The sequence below is a fragment of the Luteimonas notoginsengisoli genome, from assembly GCF_042648885.1.
GTDB classification, from domain to species: domain Bacteria; phylum Pseudomonadota; class Gammaproteobacteria; order Xanthomonadales; family Xanthomonadaceae; genus Luteimonas; species Luteimonas notoginsengisoli.
In genome coordinates, this window is sequence record NZ_JBHRYF010000014.1 from 52,830 (window position 1) to 75,947 (window position 23,118).

24 protein-coding genes are annotated in these 23,118 nt (G+C 69.5%); 13 read left to right on the forward strand and 11 right to left on the reverse strand.

Annotated elements, in window-relative coordinates:
- Nucleotides 1-30: 30 nt before the first annotated feature.
- Both ACFOM9_RS14615 and ACFOM9_RS14620 read right to left on the reverse strand, forming a co-directional pair.
- Nucleotides 31-936 (reverse strand): sensor domain-containing protein, encoded by a 906-nt coding sequence (locus ACFOM9_RS14615; protein WP_386712442.1) that lies wholly within the window; start codon nt 934-936, stop codon nt 31-33.
- The gene (locus ACFOM9_RS14620; protein WP_386712445.1) at nt 933-1,313 is read right to left on the reverse strand and encodes a PadR family transcriptional regulator; all 381 of its coding nucleotides are present in this window, start codon (nt 1,311-1,313) and stop codon (nt 933-935) included. Before ACFOM9_RS14620 ends, ACFOM9_RS14615 begins: the two co-directional genes overlap by 4 nt.
- Nucleotides 1,314-1,510: 197 nt before the next feature.
- On the opposite strand from ACFOM9_RS14620, the gene ACFOM9_RS14625 reads away from it, so the two are divergent.
- Entirely contained in the window at nt 1,511-2,434 is a 924-nt protein-coding gene (locus ACFOM9_RS14625; protein WP_386712448.1) for a peptidylprolyl isomerase, read from the forward strand.
- 75 nt (nt 2,435-2,509) lie between these two features.
- Nucleotides 2,510-2,806, forward strand: a complete 297-nt coding sequence (locus tag ACFOM9_RS14630; RefSeq protein WP_386712450.1) for a hypothetical protein — start codon at nt 2,510-2,512, stop codon at nt 2,804-2,806.
- A 46-nt stretch (nt 2,807-2,852) separates the two neighbouring features.
- On the opposite strand, the gene ACFOM9_RS14635 is transcribed toward ACFOM9_RS14630, so the two are convergent.
- The 3 genes from ACFOM9_RS14635 to ACFOM9_RS14645 form a co-directional block, all read right to left on the reverse strand.
- The gene (locus tag ACFOM9_RS14635) at nt 2,853-3,674 is read right to left on the reverse strand and encodes an MBL fold metallo-hydrolase (protein WP_386712453.1); all 822 of its coding nucleotides are present in this window, start codon (nt 3,672-3,674) and stop codon (nt 2,853-2,855) included.
- Nucleotides 3,675-3,845: 171 nt separating this feature from the next.
- Nucleotides 3,846-4,178, reverse strand: a complete 333-nt coding sequence (locus ACFOM9_RS14640) for a cupin domain-containing protein (RefSeq protein ID WP_386712456.1) — start codon at nt 4,176-4,178, stop codon at nt 3,846-3,848.
- Nucleotides 4,175-5,083 carry a DMT family transporter gene (locus tag ACFOM9_RS14645; protein WP_386712459.1) on the reverse strand — a complete coding sequence of 303 codons (909 nt, stop codon included), beginning with the start codon at nt 5,081-5,083 and terminating at the stop codon, nt 4,175-4,177. Before ACFOM9_RS14645 ends, ACFOM9_RS14640 begins: the two co-directional genes overlap by 4 nt.
- Before the next feature lie 112 nt (nt 5,084-5,195).
- Between ACFOM9_RS14645 and ACFOM9_RS14650 the strand changes: the two genes are divergently transcribed.
- Nucleotides 5,196-6,101 carry a LysR substrate-binding domain-containing protein gene (locus tag ACFOM9_RS14650; RefSeq protein WP_386712462.1) on the forward strand — a complete coding sequence of 302 codons (906 nt, stop codon included), beginning with the start codon at nt 5,196-5,198 and terminating at the stop codon, nt 6,099-6,101.
- A gap of 133 nt (nt 6,102-6,234) precedes the next feature.
- Here ACFOM9_RS14650 and ACFOM9_RS14655 read toward each other — a convergent pair whose 3' ends face one another.
- Nucleotides 6,235-6,585 (reverse strand): GFA family protein, encoded by a 351-nt coding sequence (locus ACFOM9_RS14655; RefSeq protein WP_386712465.1) that lies wholly within the window; start codon nt 6,583-6,585, stop codon nt 6,235-6,237.
- Between the two features lie 139 nt (nt 6,586-6,724).
- On the opposite strand from ACFOM9_RS14655, the gene ACFOM9_RS14660 reads away from it, so the two are divergent.
- Nucleotides 6,725-8,545: a DUF885 domain-containing protein gene (locus ACFOM9_RS14660; RefSeq protein WP_386712467.1), complete on the forward strand. Its 1,821-nt coding sequence runs from the start codon at nt 6,725-6,727 to the stop codon at nt 8,543-8,545.
- 145 nt (nt 8,546-8,690) lie between these two features.
- Here ACFOM9_RS14660 and ACFOM9_RS14665 read toward each other — a convergent pair whose 3' ends face one another.
- Both ACFOM9_RS14665 and ACFOM9_RS14670 read right to left on the reverse strand, forming a co-directional pair.
- Nucleotides 8,691-10,541: an ABC transporter ATP-binding protein gene (locus ACFOM9_RS14665; RefSeq protein WP_386712470.1), complete on the reverse strand. Its 1,851-nt coding sequence runs from the start codon at nt 10,539-10,541 to the stop codon at nt 8,691-8,693.
- A gap of 153 nt (nt 10,542-10,694) precedes the next feature.
- On the reverse strand, nt 10,695-12,362 hold the full coding sequence (locus ACFOM9_RS14670) for a serine hydrolase (protein WP_386712473.1): 1,668 nt from the start codon (nt 12,360-12,362) through the stop codon (nt 10,695-10,697).
- Between the two features lie 127 nt (nt 12,363-12,489).
- Between ACFOM9_RS14670 and ACFOM9_RS14675 the strand changes: the two genes are divergently transcribed.
- The 4 genes from ACFOM9_RS14675 (at nt 12,490) to ACFOM9_RS14690 (ending at nt 15,853) form a co-directional block, all read left to right on the forward strand.
- Nucleotides 12,490-13,299: a DUF6597 domain-containing transcriptional factor gene (locus tag ACFOM9_RS14675; RefSeq protein WP_386712476.1), complete on the forward strand. Its 810-nt coding sequence runs from the start codon at nt 12,490-12,492 to the stop codon at nt 13,297-13,299.
- 73 nt (nt 13,300-13,372) lie between these two features.
- Nucleotides 13,373-13,804 carry a VOC family protein gene (locus tag ACFOM9_RS14680; RefSeq protein ID WP_386712479.1) on the forward strand — a complete coding sequence of 144 codons (432 nt, stop codon included), beginning with the start codon at nt 13,373-13,375 and terminating at the stop codon, nt 13,802-13,804.
- Entirely contained in the window at nt 13,801-14,634 is an 834-nt protein-coding gene (locus tag ACFOM9_RS14685; RefSeq protein WP_386712482.1) for a DUF72 domain-containing protein, read from the forward strand. Before ACFOM9_RS14680 ends, ACFOM9_RS14685 begins: the two co-directional genes overlap by 4 nt.
- Nucleotides 14,635-14,911: 277 nt before the next feature.
- Entirely contained in the window at nt 14,912-15,853 is a 942-nt protein-coding gene (locus tag ACFOM9_RS14690; RefSeq protein ID WP_386712485.1) for a DMT family transporter, read from the forward strand.
- Between the two features lie 6 nt (nt 15,854-15,859).
- Here the strand turns inward: ACFOM9_RS14690 and ACFOM9_RS14695 are convergent, their stop codons facing one another.
- Entirely contained in the window at nt 15,860-16,204 is a 345-nt protein-coding gene (locus tag ACFOM9_RS14695) for a cupin domain-containing protein (protein WP_386712488.1), read from the reverse strand.
- A gap of 266 nt (nt 16,205-16,470) precedes the next feature.
- Between ACFOM9_RS14695 and ACFOM9_RS14700 the strand changes: the two genes are divergently transcribed.
- Both ACFOM9_RS14700 and ACFOM9_RS14705 read left to right on the forward strand, forming a co-directional pair.
- A complete protein-coding gene (locus ACFOM9_RS14700) occupies nt 16,471-16,998 on the forward strand; it encodes an RNA polymerase sigma factor (protein WP_386712491.1) in 528 nt (175 codons plus the stop codon).
- A 2-nt stretch (nt 16,999-17,000) separates the two neighbouring features.
- Nucleotides 17,001-17,672 (forward strand): hypothetical protein, encoded by a 672-nt coding sequence (locus ACFOM9_RS14705; RefSeq protein WP_386712493.1) that lies wholly within the window; start codon nt 17,001-17,003, stop codon nt 17,670-17,672.
- A gap of 206 nt (nt 17,673-17,878) precedes the next feature.
- On the opposite strand, the gene ACFOM9_RS14710 is transcribed toward ACFOM9_RS14705, so the two are convergent.
- Entirely contained in the window at nt 17,879-18,430 is a 552-nt protein-coding gene (locus ACFOM9_RS14710; RefSeq protein ID WP_386712496.1) for a DUF4019 domain-containing protein, read from the reverse strand.
- A 192-nt stretch (nt 18,431-18,622) separates the two neighbouring features.
- On the opposite strand from ACFOM9_RS14710, the gene ACFOM9_RS14715 reads away from it, so the two are divergent.
- The 3 genes from ACFOM9_RS14715 to ACFOM9_RS14725 all read left to right on the forward strand — a co-directional run bounded on the left by ACFOM9_RS14715 (nt 18,623) and on the right by ACFOM9_RS14725 (nt 21,732).
- On the forward strand, nt 18,623-18,841 hold the full coding sequence (locus ACFOM9_RS14715) for an RNA-binding S4 domain-containing protein (protein ID WP_386712498.1): 219 nt from the start codon (nt 18,623-18,625) through the stop codon (nt 18,839-18,841).
- A 477-nt stretch (nt 18,842-19,318) separates the two neighbouring features.
- Nucleotides 19,319-19,879: a LemA family protein gene (locus ACFOM9_RS14720; RefSeq protein ID WP_386712501.1), complete on the forward strand. Its 561-nt coding sequence runs from the start codon at nt 19,319-19,321 to the stop codon at nt 19,877-19,879.
- Complete coding sequence (locus tag ACFOM9_RS14725) at nt 19,876-21,732, forward strand: DUF2207 domain-containing protein (RefSeq protein ID WP_386712504.1); 1,857 nt, start codon at nt 19,876-19,878, stop codon at nt 21,730-21,732. Before ACFOM9_RS14720 ends, ACFOM9_RS14725 begins: the two co-directional genes overlap by 4 nt.
- On the opposite strand, the gene ACFOM9_RS14730 is transcribed toward ACFOM9_RS14725, so the two are convergent.
- Nucleotides 21,643-22,863, reverse strand: coding sequence for a hypothetical protein (locus tag ACFOM9_RS14730; protein WP_386712507.1), 1,221 nt, complete (start codon nt 22,861-22,863; stop codon nt 21,643-21,645). The genes ACFOM9_RS14725 and ACFOM9_RS14730 overlap by 90 nt on opposite strands.
- Nucleotides 22,864-23,118 lie beyond the last annotated feature (255 nt).

Sequence of the window (23,118 nt, forward strand, 5' to 3'; positions counted from 1 at the left end):
GATTCCTGTCGGAGCGGCTTCTGTCGGCAGTCAGACGTACTGCGCCGACTTCACCAGCAGGTGCTTGGCCAACTGCCCGTGCAGCCTGCCGACACCGCGTGCCAGGTGCAACGTGGCGAACAGCAGCAGCACGCCGACCACGCTCAGCACCGGCAGGATCCACGGCGCCTGCGCCGGGACGTCCATGCCGAACATCCACAGGTTCACGTGCACGCCGGGCAGCATGGCCAGCGGCGCGAGCACCAGCGACACCGACACGACCACCAGGCTCGCGGCAAGCGTGAAGTAAACGATCCCCAGCGGCAGCATCGCCAGGAAGTACAGCACCGTGCTCCAGGTGCGCGGGTCGAGGAACATGTCCTTGATCCGCTGCATCAGCGGCCTGCCACGATTGCCGTAGAGCGGCCGGCGCGGCATGCGTTCGCCGAGCATCACCTCGACGATGCGGCCCTCCAGCAGCGACAGCATCCGGATCGATCCCAGGAACAGGATCAGGAACGGAATGCCGATGATCAGCGCCGCGAATCCCGCCGAGAGCGAAATGCCGACGGCCACCCAGGTGAAATAGAACACGCCGGTGGCCAGTGCCAGCACCATGTAGAACAGCGCCGCATAGGCCCGCGGATCGGCGGCGATGCCGAAAAAGCGCCCGGCGAGCGATTTGCGCGGGCGCGGCGGCGGGGCGCGCAGCGCGGTCTGGACCCTGACCTCGGTGTCGCGATAGATGTCGGCCACTTCCTCCGGCGCGCCATAGCTGGACGCGACCGCGGCGATCACTTCGGCCTCGGACTTGTCGAGGTTCTCGGCGAGCTCCGAACGCAGGTATTCCTCGGCGTCGTAGAGCGCGTCCTGCATCAGCGCCGGATCGGCGCCGGCCAGCGCCCGGCGCAGCTGCTCCAGGTAGTCGCGGATGTTGGTCGGCAGTTCGGTGGTCATGGCATCAGGCCCTTGAGGACGGCATCGACGGAATCGCGGGTGGCGCGCCAGGCGGCGCTCCATTCGTGCAGGGTGGCGCGGCCCGCGGCGGTGAGCTGGTAGTAGCGCCGCGGCGGGCCGGACATCGACGGTTCGACATGGCTGTCCAGCAGCCCGGCCGCGCCGAGGTTGCGAAGCACCGGATACAGCGCGCTCTGCTTGCCGCTGAGCACGCCGTCGCCGAAGCGTTCGAGCCGCTTGGCGATCTGGTAGCCGTACATCGGCTCGGTGGCCGCGCCCAGCACCGCCAGCAGCGCCAGCGACACGGTGCCGGCGCTCAGCTCCTTCTGGAACTTGCGCAGCTGCTGCTCGGTGATGGTCGGGTCGAAGTCGCCCATGGCGGCGCCCTGTCCTGGATTGATGACGATGCTATTGCGAAGTTCGCTATAGCGAATGTGCCGCTAGTCATGCTGCCCCCGGTCGGCCCGACAGACCCGGCTCCGGCCGATTCAGCGGAGAAGCCGGGTCGCGCACGCTTCGAGGACTCCAGCCGCCACGGCTACACTCGACCCACCGCCATCCGCCCGAGGTCCGAATGCGTCCTGCCCTGCTCCCCCTGCTGGTTGCTGCCGCCCTCGCCCCCGCGTTCACCGTCCATGCCGATGAAGCGCCCAGGCCGAAGACCACCCAGGAGCTGCTCGACGCGTCGCTGGCTTCCGACTGGCGCACGCTCGATCCGGCCAGCACGCTCTACCTCGAGCTGGACTCCGGCCGCGTGGTGATCGAGCTGGCCCCGGACTTCGCACCGGAACACGTCGGCAATATCCGCACTCTCGCCCACGAGGGCTACTGGAACGGGATGAGCATCAACCGTTCGCAGGACAACTTCGTCGTGCAGTGGGGCGATCCGGCCGAGGAGGGGCAGCCGCGCAAGTCGCTGGGGAGCGCCAAGGCGAAACTGCCTGCCGAGTTCGAGCGCAAGGCGGAGGGCCTGGACTTCCACGCATTGCCAGACAAGGACGGCTGGGCGCCGCAGGTCGGATTTGCCGGCGGCTTCCCGGCCGCGCGCGACCCGCAGTCCGGCGAGGCCTGGCTCGCGCACTGCTATGGCGCGGTCGGCGCCGGCCGCGACGTGGCCGCCGATTCCAGCGACGGCAGCGAGCTGTACGTGGTCGACGGCCAGTCGCCGCGCCAGCTCGATCGCAACATCACCCTGGTCGGGCGCGTGGTCGACGGCATGGAAAGGCTCAGCGTGCTGCCGCGCGGCACCGGCCCGCTCGGCTTCTACGAGGAGGCGGCGCAGCGCGTGCCGATCAAGTCGATCCGCCTCGCCGCCGACGTCCCCGAAGCCGAACGCTCCAGGCTGCAGGTGCTGCGCACCGACACGCCGCTGTTCGACGCGGTGGTCGAGTCGCGCCGCAACCGCCGCGACGACTGGTACAAGCGGCCGGCCGGGCACATCGACCTGTGCAACATTTCCATCCCCACCCGCGTACCGCCGGCGGACTCGGATTCCTGATCGCATCCGTCACGCGCGTTTAGCTTTTCCCCGGCTAGCCTGCCTGCATCCCAGACGCGCAAGGAACGAAGCAAGATGGCCCTGCTCCGCATTCGCCTGACCGGCAGCAACGATGCCGTCCGCGCGGTGATGAACCTGCTGCAAAGCCTCGACGGCATCGAACACGTCGAGGAGATCGGCGACCTGATGACGCACATGGACGACGCGGATTCGAGCTCCGCCGGCCTGAGCGACGTGGGAGGCCCGCAGATGCACGAGATCGAGATCGACGCGCCCAATGCCTCTACCGAACGCAAGGTCAGGGAAGCCGTCGAAGCCTTGGCCTTCGACCTGGACGCACTGGTCGAATTCGAGGACGACGAGGACGAATAAGCGCCGGGGACCGCAAGCGTCACGACGAGCCTCGACGGCCGAGACATCAACGCCCGTCGTACACGCCCTCGAGCGCTGCCACGTAACGCTCGACCGAACGCGCCAGCGCCGCGCGCGCGTCGGCACTGATGCTGCGGCCCCACCACGCGCCGTGAATCGCCTCGAACCGATACGGCTCAACCGCCGCCGCGATCGCGCGCACCGCATGCGCCGAGAGCGGGATGTAGTTGGGGAAGCTGCGCATGAATCCTGCGTGGCGATTGTCCATCGCCACCTGGATCACGTCGCCGGTCAGCAACGCGCCGCGGCCGTTGTGCAGCTGTGGCACGTGCGCGACCGTGCCGCCGGCGAAGTGGCCGCCGCAGCGGACCAGGGTCATGCCGTCCCACAGCTCGCGCGTTTCGCCCTCCCAGTACTCGATCGCAGGCGCTTCGCGCATCACCCATTCGCGATCGGCGGCGTGCAGCAGGATCGGCACGTCGCCGAACGCGCGACTCCACTCGACCATGCCCGAGTAGTAGTGCGGGTGCGAGATCGCGATTGCGCGGACATCGCCTGCCTCGCGCACGCGCGCCACCGTTTCATCATCGACTAGCGTGATGCAATCCCACAGCAGGTTTCCGCCCGGTGAGCGCACCAGCAGAGCGCGCTGGCCGATCCCGAGACCCGGCTCGGTACCGATGCCGAGCAGGCCTTCGGCCTCCGGTTCGACGCGGTTGCGGTGCGTGGCGCGCAGCGCCTCGAGCGTTGTCCACCGCTGCCCGGCGTGGCCGACGTACTGCCGCTCGTCCTCGCAGATCGGGCATTGCGCCGGCTCGCCGTCGCTGTCGGCGAATTGCGTTCCGCAGGTGACGCAGATGGAGTTCACGGCCCGGCTCCTGGAGAAGGAGAGCCCAAAATAGCAGCCTGTCCGAGACCCTTGCAGGAGCGGCTTCAGCCGCGAGCTTTCCCGGAAGATGCGTTCCGAATCAGGAGCTCGCGGCTGAAGCCGCTCCTACGGTTGCGCGTCGACTGCGTTGAGGAAACCCGGCGTTCGGCTTCAGCCGTCTCCCCACTCCACCGGATTGAAACCCAGCAGCCGCAGCCCCGTTTCGGTGCGCGGCCGGTGCGAGGAGCCGGGCAGGAAGTGCAGCCAGGTGCCGGCGGGAAAGCGCCGCTCCCCTTCGATCATCTCGCCCTCGAGCACGTACACGTCCTCGCCCGTCGGGTGTTCGTCGACGTGCGGCCATTCGCTGCCCGGCGCCATCTCGACGATCCAGGCGCGCGCGCCGCGCGCGGCGGGCAGGTCGCGGCGCACGCAACCCGGGCCGACGGCAACCGCCGGCAAGTCGCCGGCGAGCAGCGCCTGCACGTCGCCGCCGATGCCGGTCATCGCGCGCCCCGCTGGCTGATGGCCACGCTGCCCAGGATCATCGCGCCGGCGACGCCCATGGCCAGCGTCAGCGGCTCGCCCAGCAGCATCCACGCCCAGGCCACGCCGAACAGCGGCACCAGGTAGGTCACGGTCGAGGCGCGGCTCGCACCGATGCGGGCGATCAGCCGGTAGTACATGACGAAGGCGATGCCGGTGCACAGCACGCCGAGCATCGACGCCGAGATCCACGACTGCATCGGGATCGCATGCTGCGGCCAGGACGAAATGGCGAACGGCAGCACCAGCAGCGCCGACGTGCCCAGCGTCGCGGCGGCCACGGCCGCGGGCGGCAGGCCGGTGAGGTGCCGGCGCACCAAGTTGATGCCGATGCCGTAGAGGAACGCGGCCGTCGCCCCGGCGACCACCGCCCCGCCGATGCTCGCGCCTGCGATCTTGCTGCTGGCCAGTACCACCACGCCGGCGAATCCAGCCAGCAGCGCCAACGAACGCCGCGTGCCGATCTTCTCGCCGAAGAACAGGAAGCCGACCAGCGCGGTGAACAGCACCGTCATCGCATTGGCGATCGCGCCAACGCCCGCTGGCGCGCGCTGCGCGGCCCACGCGAACAGAATGAATGGCACCGCCGAGTTGATCGCGCCGATGAGGGCCAGCTTCGGCCACAACGAGCGCGGGAAATGCGCGCGCGAGCGCCACAGGAACGGCAGCAGCACCAGCGCACCGAGTCCAAGGCGCATCTCGACCAGCGGGACCGCGCCGAAGTCGTTCGCCGCCACCCGCATGAACAGGAACGAGGCGCCCCAGATCGCGCCCAGCACGGTCAGTTCGAGCGGAGTCATCCAGTCGCGCGTGGTCGCCTCTCTCAGGTCGGCCGCGGTGGCCGGCGTGCACTCGACGCTGCTCATGACGTGAATCCTGTGGGGGACTGGCGTGCATTTTCCGGGCCGGCGAAGCCCCTGCAAGCGCATACTTTGCGTCCAAGCCACAAATCAGGCTTGTGTCTCAAGGAGGCCCCGCATGAACCTGCGCTCCGCCCTGTTGCCGTCGCTTGGCGTGTTTGCCGCCGCGGCCCGCCACCAGAACTTCGCCCACGCCGCGGACGAGCTGCACCTGACCGCCAGCGCGGTCAGCCACCACGTGCGCAAGCTCGAGGCGAGCCTGGGCGTGGTCCTGTTCCAGCGCCATGCGCGCGGGGTGACGCTGACCGGCGAGGGCCGGCTGCTCGCGGACGCCGCCTCCGCGGCCGTCTCGGAGCTCGAAGCGGTTGCGCAATCGCTGGGCCACAGCGACGACCGCCAGCGCCTGCGCATCAACACCCTGCACTCGCTGGCCCATTGCTGGCTGCTGCCGCGGCTGCCCGGCTTCCTGTCCGCGCATCCGCACCTGCGCATCAGCCTCGACACCGGCACGGCGCTCGCGCGCTTCGACGACGGCGGCCCGGACCTGGCGCTGCGCCACGGCCCCGGCCATTGGCCTGGCCTCAAGGCCCGGCACCTGATGGACGACGCCCTGTTTCCGGTGGCGGCACCGTCGCTGCCCGGCGTCGACGGCATCGCCGGCCCCGGAGACCTTTTGGGGTTCCCGCTGCTCTCCGACCTCGCGCTGCAGGGCTGGCCGGACTGGTTCCGCGCCGCGGGCCTGCACGGACAGCGCCTGCCGGACATGCACATGTTCAACGACAGTACCGACGTCATGCGCGCGGCCGCGGTGGGCCTGGGCATCGGGCTGGCGCGGCAGCACATCGCCGCGCCCTGGCTGCAGCGCGGTGAACTGCGGCGCCTGCCGGGCCCGGTGCTCAAGACCCGCTTCGCCTACTACGTCGTGCATCCGGCGCACCGGCGCCCGCGTGCGCCGGCAGCGGCGTTCATCGAGTGGCTGCGCGAGCAGGCGCGGGAGACGATGCCTGCATCGGAAGCCGCATAGCCCTGTAGGAGCGGCTTCAGCCGCGAGTTCTTGATGCCGCCGGCACTGTCCGAAAGCTCGCGGCTGAAAGCCGCTCCCACAACGGCGGTGCAAGCCGCCAGCAATTCGAGGCCGGCTACACCAGCGGACGAGATCAGAAGCTCGCGCCGTCCACCTGCGAAACCTTGAGCGAGGACAGGTCCACGTCTTCCAGGCAGCGCACGTTGACCGCCACCATTTTCGCCCCGCTGCGCGGATCGGCGCCCTCGCTGAAAGGCGCGATGCCGCAGGTCGGACAGAAATGGTGCGCGAGGTGTTCCTTGTTGAAGCGATAGGTGCGGTAGTTCGATTCGGGCGTGGTCAGGGTCAGCGCTTCGCGCGGAAAGAAAGCGAGCAGTCCGCCGCGACGGCGGCACATCGAACAGTTGCAGTCGATCGCATCGGTCACGTCGCCTTCGAGATCGAACGCGACTGCGCCGCAGTGGCAGCTTCCGTGGTGGGTCATGGGCACGGCTCCGTTGGGTGAGGCGTGCACCTTAGCGCCATGCCGCCGGCGATGCCCGCGACCCGCCAACGCAACCCGCATGGCCGCGCCGCCGCTTCATGCCAGAATCGGGGGCTTCCACCGCCCTGCCGGAACCGCCATGCGCAAGACCCTGCCCGCCGTCGCCCTGCTCGCCCTCGCCCTGTCTGCCTGCCAGGCACAGACGCCGTCCGCGCCCGCCGCTGCGGACGCGACGCAGCCCGATGCCGCCTCCGGGCGCGCGGTCGAGGCCGACACCGCATTCGCCGCGCTGTCGAAGCAGTGGCTGGACGGATGGCTGCAGCTCAACCCGGTCAGCGCCACCCAGGTCGGCGACCATCGTTTCGACGACCAGCTCGACGACCTCGGCGCCGCGGGCCGGCAGAAGGGTGTCGATTTCAGCAAGCAGATCCTCGCCAGGCTCGACGCCATCGACGCGTCCAGCCTCTCGCGCGAGAACCAGGTGGACGCGCTGATCCTGCGCAACCAGCTGCAGGGCGACATCTGGAGCACCGAAACGTTCCAGGCGTGGGCTTGGGATCCGCAGGTCTACAACGGCGTGGCGGGCGGCGCGATCTACAACCTGATGGCGCGCGAGTTCGCGCCGATGCCGCAGCGCCTCAAGTCGGCGACCGCGCGCATGCAGAAGATCCCGGCCCTGTTCGCGCAGATGCGCGAAAACCTCGATCCCGCGCGTGTGCCGAAGGTCCACGCCGAGACCGTCGCCAGGCAGAACGCCGGCCTGCTGCAGCTGGTCGACCAGTTCATCACGCCCAACGCCGCCCAGCTGGCGGGCGTCGACCGCAAGCAGCTCGACGATGCCGTGGCCGGGCTGCGCAAGGCCGTGGCCGAGCAGCAGGCCTGGCTGGACGGCACCCTGGTGCCGAACGCGAAGGGCGACTTTCGCATCGGCGCCGACCTGTACGACCAGAAGCTGAAGTTTTCGCTCAACTCGGCGCTGTCGCGGGTCGAGATCAGGCAGCGCGCCGAGGCCGAGGTCAAACGCGTGCGCGACGAGATGTACGGGATCGCCCGCACGGTGCTCAAGGACAAGGCCGATGCGCCGCAGATGCCCGATGCGCCCAGCGACGACCAGCGCCAGGCCGCGATCGAGGCCGCGCTGGAACTCGCCTACGCCGACCGCCCCGCCCGCAACGATGTCGTCGAGGCGGCCAAGCAGGCGCTGGCCGACGCCACCGCGTTCGTGAAGCAGAAGGACCTGGTCACGGTGCCCGACGACCCGGTCAAGATCATCCTGATGCCCGAGTTCCAGCGCGGCGTCGCGGTGGCCTACTGCGACTCGCCCGGACCGCTCGACAAGGGGCTGGAAACCTATTTCGCGATCTCGCCGATTCCCGACGACTGGAGCGACGAGCAGGCCACCTCCTTCCTGCGCGAATACAACTCGCGCATGATCGACCTGCTGGCGATCCACGAAGCGATGCCGGGCCATTACCTGGAGGGTGCGCACTCGGCCCGGTTCCCGTCGACGCTGCGCGCGGTGCTGCGCTCGGGCCCGTTCGCCGAAGGCTGGGCGGTCTACACCGAGAAGATGATGGCCGACGCCGGCTACCTCGACGGCGACCCGCTGTTCCGCCTGGTGCAACTGAAGTTCTACCTGCGCACGATCGCCAACGCGATCCTCGACCAGGGCGTGCACGTCGACGGCTGGTCGCGCGAGCAGGCAATGCAGCTGATGACCCACGACGCCTTCCAGCAGGAGCGCGAAGCGGCCGGCAAGTGGGTGCGCGCGCAGCTGGGTTCAGCGCAGCTGCCGACCTATTTCGTCGGCGTGCAGGAGCATTTCGATACGCGCAAGGCCGTGGAAGCCAGGCTCGGCGACAAGTTCAACCTCAAGGCCTACCACGACCAGGTGCTGTCGTACGGCGCGCCGCCGGTGCGCTTCGTGCGCCAGCTGATGCTGGACCAGCCGATCGAGTGACCGCATGCCTTTGTAAGAGCGGCTTCAGCCGCGAGCTTTTGATCTCAGCGGGTGCGGCATGCCGCTACCGGGCAGTCGCGCCGGCTTTGCCTGTGTTCGCCACTGCCGGTGTTCCAAGGGCACGAACTCGCGGCTGAAGCCGCTCCTACGGAACATCCGGCTCGGCCACATCCGCGGCAACGAAGCCGCCCGTCTGCCGCTGCCACAGCCGCGCGTAAAGCCCGTCGCGCGCGACCAGCTCGGCGTGCGTACCGCTCTCGACGATCCGCCCCTGGTCCATCACCACCAGCCGATCCATGCGCGCGATGGTCGACAGCCGGTGCGCGATGGCGATCACCGTCTTGCCCTCCATCAGCACGTCCAGGCTGTCCTGGATCGCGGCCTCCACTTCCGAATCGAGCGCGGACGTCGCTTCGTCCAGCAGCAGGATCGGTGCGTCCTTCAGCAACACGCGGGCAATGGCGATCCGCTGGCGCTGGCCACCCGACAGCTTCACTCCGCGCTCGCCGACCTGCGCGTCGAAGCCGGTGCGACCCTCGCCGTCGACCAGCGTGGCGATGAAGCCGTCCGCGCGCGCCCCGCGCACAGCGGCCTCGACCTGGGCGTGCGTCGCATCGGGCCGGCCGTACAGCAGGTTGTCGCGGATCGAGCGATGCAGCAGCGACGTGTCCTGGCTCACCACACCGATCTGCCCGCGCAGGCTCTCCTGGGTCACGCCGGCGATGTCCTGCCCGTCGATCAGGATCCGGCCCGCCTCCAGGTCGTACAGGCGCAGCAGCACGTTCACCAGGGTCGACTTGCCCGCGCCCGAAGGCCCGACCAAGCCGATGCGCTCGCCAGGCCGCACCACCAGACCGAGGTCCGAGATCACCCCGCCCTGCTTGCCGTAGTGGAAGTGGATGTCCTCGAAGCGGATGCCACCGTGGGTGACGACCAGCGGCTTCGCGCCTTCGCGATCGACCACGTCGCGCGGCTGCGCCACCGTGGTCATGCCGTCCTGCACGGTGCCGATGTCCTCGAAGATGCCGTTGACCACCCACATGATCCAGCCGGACATGTTGTTGATCCGGATCACCAGGCCGGTCGACAGCGCGATGTCGCCGGCGGTGATCGCGCCGCGGCTCCACAGCCACAGCCCCAGGGCCGACGTTCCGACGATCAACAGCCCGTTGAACGCGGTGATGCTCACGTCCATCGCCGTGGTCATGCGCGTCATCAGGCGCACCTTCTCGGCGTTGTCCGCGATCGCCTCGCCCACGTAGGCATCCTCGCGGCCCGCGTGCGGAAACAGCTTGAGCGTGGCGATGTTGGTGTAGCCGTCGACCACGCGCCCCATCACCCCGGATCTGGCCTGCGAGGCCTGCCAGGAGCGCTGCTTGACGCGCGGCACGAAGAACGCCAGCAGCCCGGCGTAACCGAGCACCCACAGCGCCAGCGGCAACACCAGCCATGCGTCGGCCCTGGCGAATAGCACCAGCGCGGTGCCGGTGTAGACCGCGACGTACCAGATCGCATCGACGATCTGCACCGCCGATTCGCGCAGCGAGGCGCCGGTCTGCATGATCCGGTTGGCGATGCGGCCGGCGTAGTCATTCTGGAAGAACGCCAGGCTCTGTCGCACCACGTAGCGATGCTGCTGCCAGCGCACCCGCGCGGTCAGGCCCGGGACCAGGGCCTGGTTGACCATGAGGTCGTGCAGCGCAAGCAGCAGCGGCCGCGCGATGAGCGCGACGAACGCCATCCACGCAAGCTCACTGCCGTGGCGGGCGAAGAAGCCGGCCGGCGACTCCGCGGTCAGGTCCACCAGGCGGCCGAGGAAATCGAACAGCGCGACCTCGACCAGGGCGACGAAGAAGCCGAGCACGCAGATCGACAGCAGGATCCCGCGCACCTGGCGCAGGTAGTGCCAGTAGAAGCGCCACACGCCGCGCGGCGGCATGGCGTCGTCGGCGTCGCCGAAGATGTCGACCAGCGATTCGAACCAGCGGAAGATCATGCGCGGCTCCTGACGGCGAGGCATTGTCGCACCCGCGTTCTCCGCGAACCGGGACGACCCGCATGGCACACGCAGGGGCGACCCCGTTGCGCCATCCCCGGACCACCTTGGGCGGGCGACAACGCCCGCGCAGCAGACGGCGCCGTCGAGGCCCTAGGGCCTCGCAGCCACCTGGTCTTTCACGGGCGCGAGCCGCAGGTCCTGGAAATCGAAGCTGAAATCGGTCTGCGGCGAGATCGGCACCATCCTGGCTTCGACGATCCTGCCGTCGGGATCGAGCGAGAACGTCAGGAAGGCGTCCGCGTTCAGCCCGCGGTCGCGCCAGCGCACGATGAAGGTGTCGTGCTGCCAGTGTTCGAGGTCGCCCAGCAGCTGCGGGGTCTTCGAGAACTGGATCTGCAGGCCCTGGCCGCTGCGGGTGATCGCGACATCGCCGTACCACGGATCGCGGTAGGTGCCGGCGTATCCGTCCAGCGGCAGCGACGGTCTGGAGCCTGCGTCGCGCGCGGCCTCGTGCTTCTGCCAGCTCTCGTCGGCCTTCGCCTGCGACTTGGCCGCCGCGGCCGCGTACGCCGCCACCCAGTCGGTGCGCGGCGCGCCGAGGTAGGCGTCGAGCACGCGCATGGTGATCGCGTTGAACGCCGACCCAACCTCGGCACTGGTCAAAACCACCACGCCGAGATCCTCGCCAGGCACCAGGGTCAGCCGCGAGACCATGCCCGGCCAGCCACCGGTGTGGTAGACGAGCTTGCGGCCGCGATAGTCGGTGAGTACCCAGCCCTCGCCGTAGCCCAGGAAGCTGGGCTTGGTCGCGGCGAGCTCGGGCACGGACGGGTCGGAGATCGGGATCGGCGTCAGCACCGACCACATTTCCTTCTGCCGCTCGGCGCTGAACAGCCGCTTGGCGTCGTCGCCTTCGCCGGAGATCACGCCGCCGTCGAGCTGCACGCGCATCCATTTCGCCAGGTCGTGCACGCTGGAATAGATGCCGCCGGCGCCGGCGACGTTCGACCAGGTCAGCGGCGCGACCGGCTTGAGGTCCTTGAAGTCGAACTTGGCGTGGCCGGTGGCGACGTTGTCGCCGGGCTTGAGGTAGTCGGCGTTGAAGCGCGTCTCGGCCATGCCCAGCGGCCCGAAGATGCGGGTACGCAGGAACTGTTCGTACGACATGCCGCTGGCCTGCTCGATCACCTGCTGGGCGACGCCGAACAGGATGTTGTCGTAGGCATAGCGCTCGCGGAAGCCGCCGCTGATCGGCACGTCGCGCAGGCGCTCGGCGACTTCGCGCGCGGTGTAGGTGGTGGTGGGCCAGAACAGCAGGTCGCCGGCGCCCAGACCCAGCCCGCTGCGGTGCGCCAGCAGGTCGCGCACCCGCATCTCGCGCGTGATGTACGCATCGGACATGCGGAACCAGGGCAGGTGGTCGATCACCCGATCGTCGAGCTTGAGCTTGCCTTCATCGGCCAGGATCGAGATCGAGGCGGCGGTGAAGGCCTTGGTGTTCGACGCGATCGCGAACTGGGTGTGCGCGTCGACCTTGTCCGGCTTGCCCAGCTCGCGCACGCCGTAGCCGCGCTCCAGCACGACCTGGCCGTCCTTGACGATCGCGACCGCGATGCCGGGCACGTCGAACTGCTCGCGCACGCGCTCGACATAGGCATCAAGGTCTTGGAGGTCCGCCGGCACCGGCGCGGCGTCGACTGCCGCCGCAACCGGCGCGGCAGGCGGTGCGGCAGGCGGTGCGGCGAAGACAGTGCCGCAGGAGAGGGCAAGGAGCAGCGCCAGGCAGGCACTGCGCGGGAGCGTCGAAGCGACGGGCATATGGATTCCCCGGTGAGATGTCCGGCCATTGTAGACAGGGGCCCGCGCCCGCCGACGCAGCGCGCGCAGCGTGCCGATGGCGACCCGCTGCGTTACCCTGCGCGAAAGCCGGACCGGAGCCACAGGCATGGGATTCATCGTCCGCGCTCCCGCGACGCCGCTGTCGCAGCTGGTCGACAAGATCTGGGACTGGGACATGCCGCCGCAGGCGCACCGCTTCGACCGGATGCTGCCGTCCGCGTGCGGCCAGCTGGTCATCAACCTGGTCGAGGACGAGAGCCGGATCTACGATGCCGCGCTGCGCTGCCGGCGCTTCGCCGGCGCGGCGTTCGACGGGCCGGCGAACCGCAGCTTCGTGATCGACACTGCCGAGCAGGTGGCGGTGGTCGGCGTCGTGTTCCGGGCCGGGGCCGCGGCCCCGTTCTTCCGCGAGCGCATGGACCTGTTGGCCAACGACCACGTCGACCTCGATGACCTCGTCGATAGCACGGCCTGCGGCCTGCGCGCACGCCTGCTCGAAGCGGGCGGCCCGGACGCGCGCCTGCGGATCGTCGAGACCTGGCTGCAGGAACAGGCCGGCGCCGCGCGGCCGCATCCCGCCGTGGCGCATGCGCTGCGCATATTCGACGGCGCGCCGCGGGTCCAGCGCATCGGCGCCGTCGCCGCGCACTGCCGGCTGTCGCCGCGCCGCTTTGGCCAGCTGTTCCGGGAACAGGTGGGGATGTCGCCCAAGCGCTATGCGCGCCTGCAACGGTTCCGCCGCCTGGTCGCGCAGGTGCACCACGACCGCGCCGTCGACTGGGCCGGCGTTGCCGCCGACGGCGGCTTCCACGACCAGCCGCACCTGGTCCACGAGTTCCGCGCATTCGCCGGGCTGACGCCCACGGCCTGGCTTGCAAGCTGTGGCCAGCACGCAAGCCACGTGCCGATCGGTTGATGCCGGAATCTACAAGACGCCCCGCACGGGGCCGCATAGGGTGGCACCGTCCAATCCACCCGAGGAGCCATCCATGACCCATGCCGCCGACACTACCGCCACCATCATCCCCTGCCTGCGCTACCGCGACGCCCTCGCGGCGATCGACTGGCTGTGCCGCGCCTTCGGCTTCGAGAAGCAGGCCGTGTACGCCGACGGCGACACCGTGCACCACGCGCAGCTGACGTTCGGCAACGGCATGGTCATGCTCGGCTCGGCCGACAACGCCAGCGAATGGGGCCGGCAGATCGTCCAGCCGGAAGAAATCGGCATGCGCGATACGCAGAGTCCGTGCGTGGTCGTGCGCGACGCCGATGCGCACTACGCGCAGGCGAAGGCCGCCGGCGCGACGATCGTGATGGACATCGCCGACCAGGATTACGGCGGACGCGGCTATTCCTGCCGCGACATCGAGGGCCACCTGTGGTGGTTCGGCAGCTACGACCCGTGGAAGGACCACGCATGAGCGACGACCTGTTCTCCGCACCGCCGCCACGCCCCGTCGACGGCATCCGCGTTGGCATCGGCGGCTGGACCTTCGCGCCCTGGCGCAACAACTTCTATCCCGCCGGCCTGGTGCAGCGGCGCGAGCTCGAATACGCCAGCCGACACGTGAGCGCGATCGAGGTCAACGGCACCTACTACGGCGCGCAGAAGCCGGCCACGTACGCGAAATGGCGCGATGAGGCGCCGCCGGGCTTCGTGTTCTCGGCCAAGGCGCCGAAGCGGATCATGGGGTCGCGGGTGCTGGCGAAGACCGGGACCCAGGTCGAGGACTTCATCGGCGGCATCGTCGAGCTCGGCGACCGGCTCGGGCCGCTGGTGTGGCAGTTCGATCGCGGCACCAGGATCGACGCCGATGACTTTTCCGCGTTCGTGGAACTCCTGCCCAAGCGGTCCGGCGGGCGCAAGCTGCGGCACGTGCTCGACGTACACGATCCGTCCTTCGTCGACGAGGCCTATCTCGCCCTGGCGCGCAGCCATGGCATGGCAACGGTATTCACCGATTCGGACGAGCATCCGTCGTTCGCCGACGTCACCGCGGACTTCGTCTACGCCCGGCTGATGCGCGCGCGATCAGGTGTCGCCACCGGTTACCCGGAAAAGGAACTGCAGCAGTGGGCCGCGCATGCGCGCCAGTGGGCCGCCGGCGGCGACCCCGGCGACCTGCCGCGGATCGGTCCGACACCGGCCAAGCCCGCGGCCGCGCGCGAGGTCTTCATCTTCTTCATCAGCGCTGCCAAGGAGCGCAACCCGGCCGCGGCGATGGCACTGCTGAGGGAGCTCGGCGCCTGACCCCGCTTTGGCAGGAGCGGCGGAAGCCGCGAGCTTTGGCATGTGCCGCACTCGAACGGTCGCGGCTTCCGCCTCTCCTGCATTCCTGCTCCGCCCCGGTGGGGTGTGATTTCTTTGCGCCGGGTTTCACTGCACAAGCAAGAAGGATGGCTCGCGCCGTCACCGCGCGAAAGCCGTGACTGCACCCGCCGTGACTTCCCGAAGGCTCACCCTCCTGAGCCCGCGCCGAACCCCCGAAGCAAGGCGATAATGCACCCTGCCTCCCCGCGCCATCCCCATGACTCCCACCGCCAAAGCCCAGTGGCAGATCCACCTCTGCGTCGTCCTGTGGGGATTCACCGCCATTTTCGGCAAGCTCATCACCCTGCCCGCCCTGCCGCTGGTGTGGTGGCGCATGCTGCTGGTCACCGCCACGCTGGCGCTGCTGCCGAAGGTCTGGCGCGGGCTGCGTGCGATGTCGCCGCGGCTGCTGCTGGCCTATGCCGGCATCGGCGCGCTGGTGGCGCTGCACTGGCTGACGTTCTATGGCGCGATCAAGCTGTCCAACGCCTCCGTCGGCGCCACCTGCATCGCGCTGGGCACGCCGATGACCGCGCTGCTGGAACCCTGGCTCGCCGGGCGGCGGTTCTCGTGGCGCGACGTGCTGCTGGGGATCGCGGTGCTGCCCGGCGTGGCGCTGGTGGTCGGCGGCGTGCCCGACGGCATGCACGTGGGGATCGCGGTCGGCGCGCTCTCGGCGCTGCTGGTGGCGATCTTCGGTTCGCTCAACAAGCGCTTCGTCGACCATGGCGACCCGTTGGCCATCACCGCGCTCGAACTGGGCGCCGGCACGCTGCTGCTCACGGCGCTGGCGCCGCTGATGCCGCTGCTGTTCCCGGCCTTCTCGGGCACGCTGTTCGCGCTGCCCGATGCCCATGACCTGGGCCTGCTGCTGGCGCTGGCGCTGGCCTGCACGCTGTTCCCGTTCGCCCTGTCGCTGGTGGCGCTGCGGCACATGAGCGCGTTCGCCGCGCAGCTGGCGGTGAACCTCGAGCCGGTCTACGCGATCATGCTGGCGATCGTCCTGCTGGGCGAACAGCGCGAACTGTCGCCGCAGTTCTACCTCGGCGTGGCGATCATCCTCGGCGCTGTGCTGGCATATCCGCTGTTCGGGCCACGGCGGCCGATCGAGCACCCGGAGGTACTGGCCACGGCGGAGAACAAGGACCTCATCGGCTGAGCGCGCTCACGTCTTCCTGCCCGGCCCGACCGGATCGCCGTCGGCGTCGAACGCCGGCGGGTAGTAGAAATTCAGGGTCCTGAGCGGCGCGCGGCCGGTGTTGCGGATCTCGTGGCGTTCGCCGCGCTCGATCACCAGCAGCCGGCCGGTCTTCAGCACCACCCGGCGACCGTCGACGATCGCGACGCCAGCGCCGGACACGACGTAAAGCCACTGATCGGCGCCGCGGTGGCGATTGTCCGGCCCACCCTCGCTGTCGCCGGGCGCGATCACCATTTCCGCAGCCTGCGCCTTGCGCACGGCGAACGCGACGCGGAATCCCTTGCCGAACCGGAGCAGCTTGCTGCGCATGGTCTTTCCTCGCCTGGGTCCGCCTGCAGCTTGCGGCCTGCAGCGTCTACGCGGCATGCAGGCCGCAGTGCGCTGGTGCCGAAAATTCGGCGTGACAGCTGGCCCGCCTCGCCTTACGTCATCCAGCGCAGCTAGGGACCCGCTATGGGACCCGGCCGGCCTGCGCCGACGGACGGAGCTGAAGTCCGGCCGCCCGGCGTGACAAACCCCCCGCTGCGGCGAATCACGGTTCGACAGCGGCACAATCGCAGGCACGGACAGGATCGATGGACGCCAGCGCCACCATGGGAGCAGACACGCGGGACGCCTTCGGTGCGCTGCTGCAGCAGCATCGCGGCATCGTGTTCAAGGTCGCGAACGCCTACGCGCGCTCGGCCGAGGACCGCGACGACCTCGCGCAGGAGATCGCGACCCAGCTGTGGCGGGCGTGGCCCGGCTACGACCCGGCACGCCGATTCTCGACCTGGATGTACCGCATCGCGCTGAACGTGGGGATCTCGTTCCTGCGCAGCGACAGCCAGCGACGCCGGCACGCCGTGCCGCTGGACGACGTCGACGACATCGCCGACCACGGCGCGGTCGACCACGAAGCCGCCGGGGCGCTGCGCGTCCTGCACCGCTTCATCGCCACGCTCGAACCGCTCAATCGCGCGTTGCTGCTGCTGTACCTCGACGAGCGCAGCACCCGAGAGATGGCGGAGGTGCTCGGCATTTCCGAAAGCAACGTCACCACCAAGATCAGCCGCCTCCGCCAGCGCATCCGCGACCACGTCGCACCCGCCACCAACGAATGACGATGGAATCGACCATGGAACTCGACGAACTCAAGCAGGCCTGGCAATCGCTCGATCGCCGGCTGCAGCAGCAGAACGCGCTCAACCTGCAACTGCTGACCGACAGCCGCGTGCGGACGGCGAAATCCGGCCTGCGCTGGCTGCTGGTCAGGAGCGCGCTGCAGATCGCGCTCGGCGTCGCGCTGACGATTTTCTTCGCCATCTTCTGGATCGAGCACCGCGACAACGTCTCGCTGCTGGTGTCGGGCCTGGTGATGCACGCCTACAGCGTGCTGCTGATCATCGCCGGGGTGATGGAGTTGCTGCTGCTGGTCCGGATCGACTACGCCGAACCCGTCGTCACGATCCAGCGGTACCTGACGCTCTACCGCCAGTGGCGCAAGCGCTGCATGCCATGGCTCGGCCTGTCGCAATGGCTGCTGTGGGTGCCGGAGACCCTGATCCTGTTCAAGTTCTGGCTGGATGTCGACATCTGGGCGAACGACCATGGCGTGGTCTACATCTTCCTCGCCATCGGGACCGCGGGGCTGCTCGGTTCGATGTGGCTGATGTACTGGTCGCCGACCGCCCTGCGCCGGCGCGTCACCTCCTACCTCGACCAGACCAACGCCTGCCCCGCGGTCATGCGTGCGCAGGCCTCCCTCGACGAGATCGCGCGCTTCGAGCGCGAGTAGCCGCCATGTGGGAGCGGCTTCGGCCGCGAGCTCTTCGGCCGGAATTGGCGCGACTCGAAGAGCTCGCGGCCGAGCCGCTCCCACAAGATCGGGATCGGGAAAAGCTAGCGGCTGAAGCCGCTCCGACAAGGGATGCCGGGGATACAGGTAAAAAAAGGCGAGGCCGGTTTCCCGGCCCCGCCGATCGATCCAACGCCGGCTTCGACTTACTTGGCGTCGTTCGGCCCGCGCAGGCTGTAGCCCGAGACGCGCCAGGTCTTGTCCTCGTCGAGGCGGAACGACACCAGTTCACGCACGGGCGTCTGCGACTTGGCGAACGTGGTCGGCACCGCGACGTTGAGGTAGAAGCCTTCCGGCACCGCGGCCCCTGCGGGGAACTGCGAACGGCTCACCGCGGGAGCGCCGCGCGAGGAGACCTTGCCCAGCCGGTTGCGGTCGATGGTGATCTGCTTGACGAAGTCGTCGCGCGTGACCATCCGCTTCATCGTCGCCGAGGCGGTGTCATAGACCTGCCCGATCTGGTTGGCATCGACCATCTGCATCACCTGCAACGCGGCCTTGCTCATGTCGGCGTTCTGCTTGGCCAGCTGCGCCTGTTGCTGCGGCGTGAGCGTCTGCTGGGCCGGGCGTGCCGCCGGCTGCTGCGCGGCTGGACGTGCGGCCGGCTGCTGCGCGGGTCGCGATGGCTGCGCCTGTTGCGCGGAAGCCGTACCGATGCAGGCCAGGAGGGCGACGGACAGCAGGAAACGATGGTTCATGCGGGTTCCTCGGTGCAGGATATGGATGTCGGCCAAGTCTACGCCAAGCCGCGGCGCGCCCGACAAGCCCCTGCCGGTGCTCACGAGGGTTGGCGATCGGCCGATCCTGCCCGCTGAACAGGATGCGCCTGCGTTGCGCTTCCCCGGCCCGGATGCCTCGGTCCGGCGTCCGGGCCGCTGTAGACTGCCGCGATGCCATCGATCGACTTCCAGCTCGAACGCGACTTCATCGAGCTCAACCAGCTGCTCAAGCTGGCCGGCCTCTGCGACAGCGGCGGCGCCGGCAAGGCCCTGGTCGCCAGCGGCGTGGTGCGCGTGGATGGACAAGTCGAAACCCGCAAGACCTGCAAGATCCGCGCGGGGCAACGGGTCGAGGTCGGCGATACGCGAATCGAAGTCGCTGCCGGCTGACCGAAGGCGCCGCAACAACCGGACAGCTCCGCTGCGATCTATGGTCCTGTAGGAGCGGCTTCAGCCGCGAGCTCTTGCTCCCTTGTCGGACGGAACTCCGCCGAGAGCCCTTGACCCTGTGGGAGCGGCTTCAGCCGCGAGCTCTTGATCTCTTGTCGGCCCGGCCTCCGTCCTTCTCCCGGATCTTCACGGGGCGACTTCCGCCGCGAGTCCGCTCGAGTCCGTTCCGACAACTCGACTCTCAACCAAGAGCAATCCAGCCTGCCTGCTGCCCGCTACCTGCCATCCGCATGAGCACCTGCAAGGGCGGGCAACCGAGCGTCCGTGCGCTGCGGGAGAATGTGGCGAGAAGGTCCCCGACTCGCCGACCGCCAGGAAGCGCTCGCGGCTCAAGCCGCTCCCACAGGATCGCGAGCCCGACGGGACAGGACGAAAGCCCGATACAGTATCGGCCCCACCGCGAACTGGCTCGCACGCGTGACGACCTCCCTGCTGCTGGCGCTCCTCCTCGTCGCCGCCCTGCTGGCCTGGGCGGCCATGCTGTTCAACCGGCTGGTACGCCTGCGCAACCAGGTGCGCACCGCTTGGGCCGACATCGACGTGCAGCTCACGCGCCGCCACGACCTGGTGCCGTCGCTGGTCGCGGCGGTGAAGGGCTATGCCGCGCACGAAGGCGCGGTGCTCGAGGCCGTCACCACGCTGCGCGCGCAGGCCACCGCCGAGCAGGCGCCGGGGCGCCTGGGCGACGTCGAGGACCGGCTGGAACATGCGCTGGGGCGGTTGGTGGCGTTGCAGGAGGCGTATCCCGACCTCAAGGCCAACCAGAACTTCCTGCAGCTGCAGCGCGACCTGGTCGGCGTGGAAGAGCAGCTGCAATACGCGCGCCGCTTCTACAACGGCGCGGTGCGCGACTACAACGACGCCGTGCAGCGCGTGCCCGACCTGCTGGTCGCGCGCAGCTTCGGCTTCGATGCCGCCGAATTCTTCCAGGCCGACGACGCGCAGCGCGCCGCGGTGAAAGTGGAGCTGCCGCGATGATTCCGGCGACAGCGGCCATCGCAGCGGGCCGGCACGCGATCAAGGCGATCGCGGCCCTGGCCGTTCCCCTCGGCCTGGTGCTGCTGCTCGGGCTTGCCGGCATGGCGCAGGCTCGCGCACAGGAACGCATCCTGTCCTACGACAGCGTGATCGAGGTACGCGCCGACGGCAGCCTCGACATCACCGAGGACGTCCGGGTGCGCGCCGAGGGCAGCAACATCCGGCGCGGCATCTATCGGGACTACCCGACCCGGTACCAGGATCGCCTGGGCAACCGGGTCATGGTCGGGTTCGAGGTGCTGGGCGTGCAGCGCGACGACCGGCCGGAACCCTGGTTCACCGAGCGCCACGGCAACGGCGTGCGCGTCAACACCGGCAACGACGACTTCCTGCAGGTCCCTGCCGACTACACCTACACCCTGCATTACCGCACCACTCGCCAGCTCGGGTTCTTCGACGACCACGACGAGCTGTACTTCAACGCCATCGGCACCGGCTGGGATTTCGCGATCGAGCGCGCCAGCGTGGAGGTGCGCCTGCCGCAACCGGTGCCGGTGGCGAAGATGGAAGCCCAGGGCTATACCGGAGACTATGGTTCGACCGCGCGAGCGTTCGACACGGCGCTGCCCGCGCCGGGCGTCGCACGATGGACCCTCACCCAGCCGCTGCGGGCCGGCGAAGGGATGACGGTGGTGCTGTCGTTCCCGAAGGGCATCGTCGTCGCGCCGACCCGTCCGCAGCGGATCTGGTGGCTGCTGAAAGACAACAGCGCGGCGCTGATCGCGCTGGCCGGCCTGGCGGCGCTGTTGTTCTTCTGCGTGGTGCGCTGGCGCCAGGTGGGCCGCGACCCGCCGCCCGGCGTGGTGGTGGTGCGCTACGAACCCCCGCGCGAGGGCTCGCCCGGCGAGGGCATGCCCGGCGCCAGCTCGTCCGATGACGGCTCGCCCGATGCGTACTCGCCGGCCGAGCTGCGCTTCGTCAGGCGCATGGGCTACGACAACCGCTGCTTCTCGTCCGAGCTGCTGGCGGGCGCGGTCGACGGACAGCTGCGGATCCATCGCGACAAACAGCTGCTCTCGGACACCTGGCGGCTGGAACGCCTGGCCGGTGCCGAGCCGCCGGCCGGCGCCGGCCAGCGCCTGCTGCTCGAAAAGCTGTTCGCCGACGGCCCGGAGCTGGAACTCACCAGCAAAAGCGCCGCGCCACTGCGCGATGCCCTCGCCCGGCACGCAGCCCTGCTGGAGAAGCGCTTCAACCCGCGCCTGTTCACCCGCCATGCCGGCAGCATCTTGCTCGCGATCCTGATCGTCGCGCTGACGGCCCTGCTCACGGTCGGCGTCGGCATGATCTGGCTCGAATCGGGCGGCCTGCTGCTGGTGGTGCCGATCGCGCTTGCGATGCTGGCCATCGCGATCGCGTTCGGCGTCCTGGTCAAGGCGCCGACGGCGGAAGGCCGCAGGTTGCTCGACGCCATCGAAGGGTTCCGCCGTTACCTGGGCGTGGCCGAACGCGACGAGCTGGGCGCCCTGCAGGGTCCCGGGGCGCCGCCGCCGCTGGATGCCGCGCGCTACGAGCGGCTGCTGCCGTACGCGGTCGCGCTCGACGTCGAAGAGGCCTGGACGAAGAAGTTCACCCTCGCCGTGGGCGCGGCCGCGGCCGCGGCAACGACGGCAGCGATCGGCTGGTACCAGGGGGGCCGCGTTGACAGCCTGGGCAGCCTGAGCCAGGCGATCGGCAGCAGCCTGGCTTCGCAGATCGCCTCGTCAGCCACCCCGCCCGGCAGTGCCTCCGGTGGCGGCGGCGGTGGTTTCTCCGGCGGCGGCGGCGGTGGCGGCGGCGGCGGCGGACGCTGACAGCCGGCCCGCGCGCCGCAGGCTCGCCAGCGGGCCATCGGCGGCGCACGTCTCGTCGGGGAATCCATATTCGTTGCCCAGTGACACCGCGCAGGCCGCGACGGCATCCTGGTCGTCCGCCATCTCGCAGCGGCTTGCGAAGGCGCGCATGAACGCGTCCCTGCGCTTGACGAAATCGTCGCCGCACTTGCGCGCGAGGATGATGCGGTCCAGGTCGTCCTGCACCGCGTTGGCGCCGGACAGGCCGTATTCGCGCAGTTCGTTGTCGCCCAGCAGGCGCAGGCTGCGGTTGGGCACGGTCATCATCAGGTCCGCCACGGCGGCCGAAGCGCCGTTGCGTTCCAGGTAGTCCTTGATTTCGCCGTACACCTCGCGCAGTTCCTGGCTCAGTTCCGCGCGCGTGCTCGCCAGCGACCCGACCCGCACCATCCGGTGGATGCCGACCTTGCCCGCGATCTCGCGGTCGTCGCCGGCGGCCAGCACCAGCACGCAGGCGCTGTGGCAGATCGAATCGGCACGCACCCGGATCGTCCAGCGCGAGCCGGCGATCGCGTCGCCGGCCGGCATCGCGTCCTCGACCCGGCCGCCGGTCGAATCGATGTCGAGAATTCGCGTATCGATCTCCATCCGGTCGGCCATGGCCGCGGTGCGCTGCACCAGCGCGGTGAAGTCGCCACTGATCTTGCCTTCGTAGCGCAGCCGCACGGCGCCACGTTCGCGGCAGGGTGACATCGCTGCTTCCACGTCCGCGAAGCCCAGGTCCACCAGCGGCCGCGGTTCCTCGGCCGGCACGTCGGCGACCACCGTTGATTCGTCGACGTCGCCTGCAGCCGTCGCTTCGGCCGGCGCCGGCGCCGCCGCCGCGTCGGCCACGCCCAGCGCAGCGGCGACGACGTCACTGGGGGAAGACGATCCATCGCTGTCGGCCTGCGGCGCCTTGGCCGCTGGCGGGGCGACGGCTGCGACGGTGCCGGGCGGCGGCACGCCGGGGCGGTCGCAGTCGATCCACGCGTCCCCGGACACCAGCCGCAGCGCAGGCCAGTCGGTGCCCTTGAGCAGCTCGGCCTGCGTCACCCTGGCCGGCGTGGCATCGCTGCTGACCGCGCCCGCGTCCTCGCTGCTGCTGGCCACTACGGTCCTGGGGGCAGCGGGCACTGGCTCGGGCGCCTGCTGTTGGCAGGCCGCGGGCAGCAGGCATGCAGCCGCGAGGCAGGGCAGCAGCCATCGCTGCGAGAGATGGCGGGAACGGGCGGGAATCACGGGACGAAGACTCTGGGAAAAGCGCGACCTCTAGTCTATGGCGGATACGTGCATGCGACCGAATGCGCGATGAACGCTCCGTTGCGTCTCCTGCGCCGTTCGCCGAGGCCCCGGAGAACACGGCGT

Excerpts from the sequence above, each read along its gene's own strand:
- ACFOM9_RS14615 (WP_386712442.1), bottom strand. The coding sequence starts at position 936 with ATGACCACCGAACTGCCGACCAACATCCGCGACTACCTGGAGCAGCTG.
- ACFOM9_RS14620 (WP_386712445.1), bottom strand. The coding sequence starts at position 1,313 with ATGGGCGACTTCGACCCGACCATCACCGAGCAGCAGCTGCGCAAGTTC.
- ACFOM9_RS14625 (WP_386712448.1), top strand. The coding sequence starts at position 1,511 with ATGCGTCCTGCCCTGCTCCCCCTGCTGGTTGCTGCCGCCCTCGCCCCC.
- ACFOM9_RS14630 (WP_386712450.1), top strand. The coding sequence starts at position 2,510 with ATGGCCCTGCTCCGCATTCGCCTGACCGGCAGCAACGATGCCGTCCGC.
- ACFOM9_RS14640 (WP_386712456.1), bottom strand. The coding sequence starts at position 4,178 with ATGACCGGCATCGGCGGCGACGTGCAGGCGCTGCTCGCCGGCGACTTG.
- ACFOM9_RS14645 (WP_386712459.1), bottom strand. The coding sequence starts at position 5,083 with ATGAGCAGCGTCGAGTGCACGCCGGCCACCGCGGCCGACCTGAGAGAG.
- ACFOM9_RS14650 (WP_386712462.1), top strand. The coding sequence starts at position 5,196 with ATGAACCTGCGCTCCGCCCTGTTGCCGTCGCTTGGCGTGTTTGCCGCC.
- ACFOM9_RS14655 (WP_386712465.1), bottom strand. The coding sequence starts at position 6,585 with ATGACCCACCACGGAAGCTGCCACTGCGGCGCAGTCGCGTTCGATCTC.
- ACFOM9_RS14660 (WP_386712467.1), top strand. The coding sequence starts at position 6,725 with ATGCGCAAGACCCTGCCCGCCGTCGCCCTGCTCGCCCTCGCCCTGTCT.
- ACFOM9_RS14665 (WP_386712470.1), bottom strand. The coding sequence starts at position 10,541 with ATGATCTTCCGCTGGTTCGAATCGCTGGTCGACATCTTCGGCGACGCC.
- ACFOM9_RS14670 (WP_386712473.1), bottom strand. The coding sequence starts at position 12,362 with ATGCCCGTCGCTTCGACGCTCCCGCGCAGTGCCTGCCTGGCGCTGCTC.
- ACFOM9_RS14675 (WP_386712476.1), top strand. The coding sequence starts at position 12,490 with ATGGGATTCATCGTCCGCGCTCCCGCGACGCCGCTGTCGCAGCTGGTC.
- ACFOM9_RS14680 (WP_386712479.1), top strand. The coding sequence starts at position 13,373 with ATGACCCATGCCGCCGACACTACCGCCACCATCATCCCCTGCCTGCGC.
- ACFOM9_RS14685 (WP_386712482.1), top strand. The coding sequence starts at position 13,801 with ATGAGCGACGACCTGTTCTCCGCACCGCCGCCACGCCCCGTCGACGGC.
- ACFOM9_RS14690 (WP_386712485.1), top strand. The coding sequence starts at position 14,912 with ATGACTCCCACCGCCAAAGCCCAGTGGCAGATCCACCTCTGCGTCGTC.
- ACFOM9_RS14695 (WP_386712488.1), bottom strand. The coding sequence starts at position 16,204 with ATGCGCAGCAAGCTGCTCCGGTTCGGCAAGGGATTCCGCGTCGCGTTC.
- ACFOM9_RS14700 (WP_386712491.1), top strand. The coding sequence starts at position 16,471 with ATGGACGCCAGCGCCACCATGGGAGCAGACACGCGGGACGCCTTCGGT.
- ACFOM9_RS14705 (WP_386712493.1), top strand. The coding sequence starts at position 17,001 with ATGGAATCGACCATGGAACTCGACGAACTCAAGCAGGCCTGGCAATCG.
- ACFOM9_RS14710 (WP_386712496.1), bottom strand. The coding sequence starts at position 18,430 with ATGAACCATCGTTTCCTGCTGTCCGTCGCCCTCCTGGCCTGCATCGGT.
- ACFOM9_RS14715 (WP_386712498.1), top strand. The coding sequence starts at position 18,623 with ATGCCATCGATCGACTTCCAGCTCGAACGCGACTTCATCGAGCTCAAC.
- ACFOM9_RS14725 (WP_386712504.1), top strand. The coding sequence starts at position 19,876 with ATGATTCCGGCGACAGCGGCCATCGCAGCGGGCCGGCACGCGATCAAG.